Source organism: Kitasatospora sp. NPDC091257 (genome assembly GCF_044757675.1).
GTDB lineage: Bacteria > Actinomycetota > Actinomycetes > Streptomycetales > Streptomycetaceae > Kitasatospora > Kitasatospora lactacystinica.
The window spans coordinates 1-2,776 of record NZ_JBIVVI010001180.1 but is presented as its reverse complement, the minus strand read 5'-3'; the positions used below and the strand labels follow the sequence as shown (position 1 = coordinate 2,776).

At 72.1% G+C, this 2,776-nt stretch carries 2 protein-coding genes; both read right to left on the bottom strand.

Annotation, left to right across the window (positions count from 1 at the left end; translation table 11 throughout):
- Positions 1 to 61: 61 nt before the first annotated feature.
- Positions 62 to 1,732: a phosphoenolpyruvate--protein phosphotransferase gene (gene ptsP, locus ACIQOV_RS36005; RefSeq protein WP_359911154.1), complete on the bottom strand. Its 1,671-nt coding sequence runs from the start codon at positions 1,730 to 1,732 to the stop codon at positions 62 to 64.
- A 96-nt stretch (positions 1,733 to 1,828) separates the two neighbouring features.
- Complete coding sequence (locus ACIQOV_RS36000) at positions 1,829 to 2,278, bottom strand: PTS glucose transporter subunit IIA (protein WP_380554578.1); 450 nt, start codon at positions 2,276 to 2,278, stop codon at positions 1,829 to 1,831.
- Positions 2,279 to 2,776: the final 498 nt, after the last annotated feature.

Sequence of the window (2,776 nt, the reverse complement as noted above, 5' to 3'; positions counted from 1 at the left end):
GACGGTGCGGATGCCCAGTGCCTCGGCCACGACTCGCTGTTCCCGCTTCCGCCGCTCCCGGCTACTCGCCGGAGAGCACCTGCTGCGCCGCGGCCCGCGCCTCCTCGGCGCTGTCCGCGGCCCGGGCCGCCTCGGCCGCCCGGCGGCACTGCGCCAGCGTGTACTTGGCGAGCGTGGTCCGCACGTAGGGGATCGAGGCCGCGCCCATCGACAGGCTGGTGACGCCCAGACCGGTCAGCACCACGGCCAGCAGCGGGTCGGAGGCGGCCTCGCCGCAGACGCCGCAGCTCTTGCCGGCCGCCCGCGCGGCGTCGGCCGCCGCGGCGACCAGGTCCAGTAGGGCCGGCTGCCACGGGTCCTGGAGCCGGGCCAGCGCACCGACCTGGCGGTCGGCCGCGAAGGTGTACTGCGCGAGGTCGTTGGTCCCCAGCGACAGGAACTCGACCTCCTGGAGGATCGCCCTGGCGCGCAGCGCGGCCGACGGGATCTCCACCATCGCGCCGAACTTGGCGTCCAGCCCGGCCTCACGGCAGGCGGTCGCGAAGTCCTTGGCGTCCTTGCGGTCGGCCACCATCGGGGCCATCACCTCAAGGTGCACCGGCAGGCCCTCGGCCGCCTTGGCCAGCGACTCCAGCTGGGTCCGCAGCACCTCGGGGTGTTCGAGCAGGGTGCGCAGACCGCGCACGCCCAGAGCCGGGTTGGGCTCGTCGGCCGGGGTCAGGAAGTCCAGCGGCTTGTCGGCGCCGGCGTCCAGGACCCGGACCACGACCCGGCCCTCGGGGAAGGCCTCCAGCACCTTGCGGTACGCCTCGACCTGCTTCTCCGCGCCGGGAGCCTTCGCCGAGTCGTCCAGGAACAGGAACTCGGTGCGGAACAGGCCGACGCCCTCGGCGCCGTTCTCCAGCGCGGCCGGCACGTCGGCCGGTCCGCCCACGTTGGCCAGCAGCGGCACCCGGTGCCCGTCCGAGGTCTGCCCCGGGCCGGAGGAGGCGGCCAGCGCGGCCCTGCGCTCGGCGGCGGCCGCCCGCAGCTCGTCCTGCTTCTCCTGGGACGGCTCCAGCAGCACGTCGCCGGAGCTGCCGTCCACCGCGACGACGGTGCCCTCGGCGACCTCGATCGCACCCGGCAGCGCCACGACGGCCGGCACGCCCATCGCCCGGGCCAGGATGGCGCTGTGGCTGGTCGGCCCGCCCTCCTCGGTCACGAAGCCGAGCACCAGCGTCGGGTCCAGCAGCGCGGTGTCGGCCGGCGCCAGGTCCCGCGCGAACAGTACGTACGGCTCGTCGCTGTCCGGCACGCCCGGCATCGGCACGCCGAGCAGCCGGGCCACGATCCGGTTGCGCACGTCGTCCAGGTCGGCGACCCGCCCGGCCAGGTACTCCCCGGCGGAGGCGAGCAGCGCCCGGTAGGCCGCGAACGCGTCGTAGATGCCGCGCTCGGCACTGCTGCCGACGGCGATCCGGCGGGACACGTCGGCCATCAGCTCCGGGTCCTGCGCCATCAGCGCCTGGGCCTCCAGCACGGCCTGGGCCTCGCCGCCCGCGAGGTTGCCGCGCGCGATGAGGTCGGCGGCGACCGCCTCGACGGCGGCCTGGGCGCGAGCCTGCTCACGGGGGGCGTCCTCGGTCGGGATCTGGGTGGCCGGGGGCTCCAGCACCGCCGTCCCCATGTGCCGCACCTGGCCGATCGCGACCCCGTGGCTCACGCCCACGCCGCGCAGCGTCTTCTCCATGTCACCTGTCTCCGCTGAGATGAGCGGCCCCGCCGGGAACCGCTGTGTGTGGGGGCCGCCCCGTCATCTCGTCCGGGGCGGGTCGGAAGGAAGAGGTCAGCTCCAGTTGAACAGCTGCTCGCCGGCCTTGGCCTCGCCGTCCTCCCGCAGATCGCCCAGCGAGTCCACGGTGGCCTCCAGCGCCACGATCGGCGAGATCGGCGACTTGCCCGCGGCCTCGACGGCGGCCGGGTCCCACTTGATGACGGCCTGACCCCGGGTCACCGTGTCGCCCTTGTTGACGAGCAGCTCGAAGCCCTCGCCGTTCAGCTGAACGGTGTCGATCCCGAGGTGGGTCAGCACACCGTGGCCCTCGGCGTCCACGACGACGAACGCGTGCGGGTGCATGGAAACGACGACACCGTCCACCGGAGCGACCGCCGTGGTCTGCTCGCGAACGGGGTCGATCGCGGTGCCCGGGCCGACCATCGCACCCGAGAACACCGGGTCGGGCACGCCCGCGAGCCCCACGATCTTGCCGGTCAGCGGCGACGTCACAGTGGTCATGGTTGTGCCTCCCAAGTGCGCAGTACAGCGTGCGGCCGCGAGGAGCGGCACGACGATCAACTGAAGCCTAAATCATGTCAACTTTGGACATCTGCTGACATTCCAGGGCGAAGCCCCCGCCCCTGCCGGCCCAGCCGGCCGGCGACTCACCGGCCCGCGAGTGGTCTAGTCCTCTTGGCTCCGATGCGCCGCACTCTACAGGCATCTTGGCGAATCGGGACCATTGCTGTATATGCTCGCGAGAGCAACAAATCATGCCGCCGTCCGGGGGACTCCCGGTGCGCCCCGATTCGCGCTCCGGCTGCCGACCCGCTATGGTTGGTCGAGTCGCCACAACTTGGCGGTTAACACCAGATTTCAGATGCGAAAAGCCCCGGTAAACGGAGCAGAAAGCATCTGGTAGGCTGGAAACACGAAAGAACGAAGCCCGGAGGGTCCGCTGGAAGGCGGTCCGAAGGAAGCGTCCGTTCCTTGAGAACTCAACAGCGTGCCAAAAGT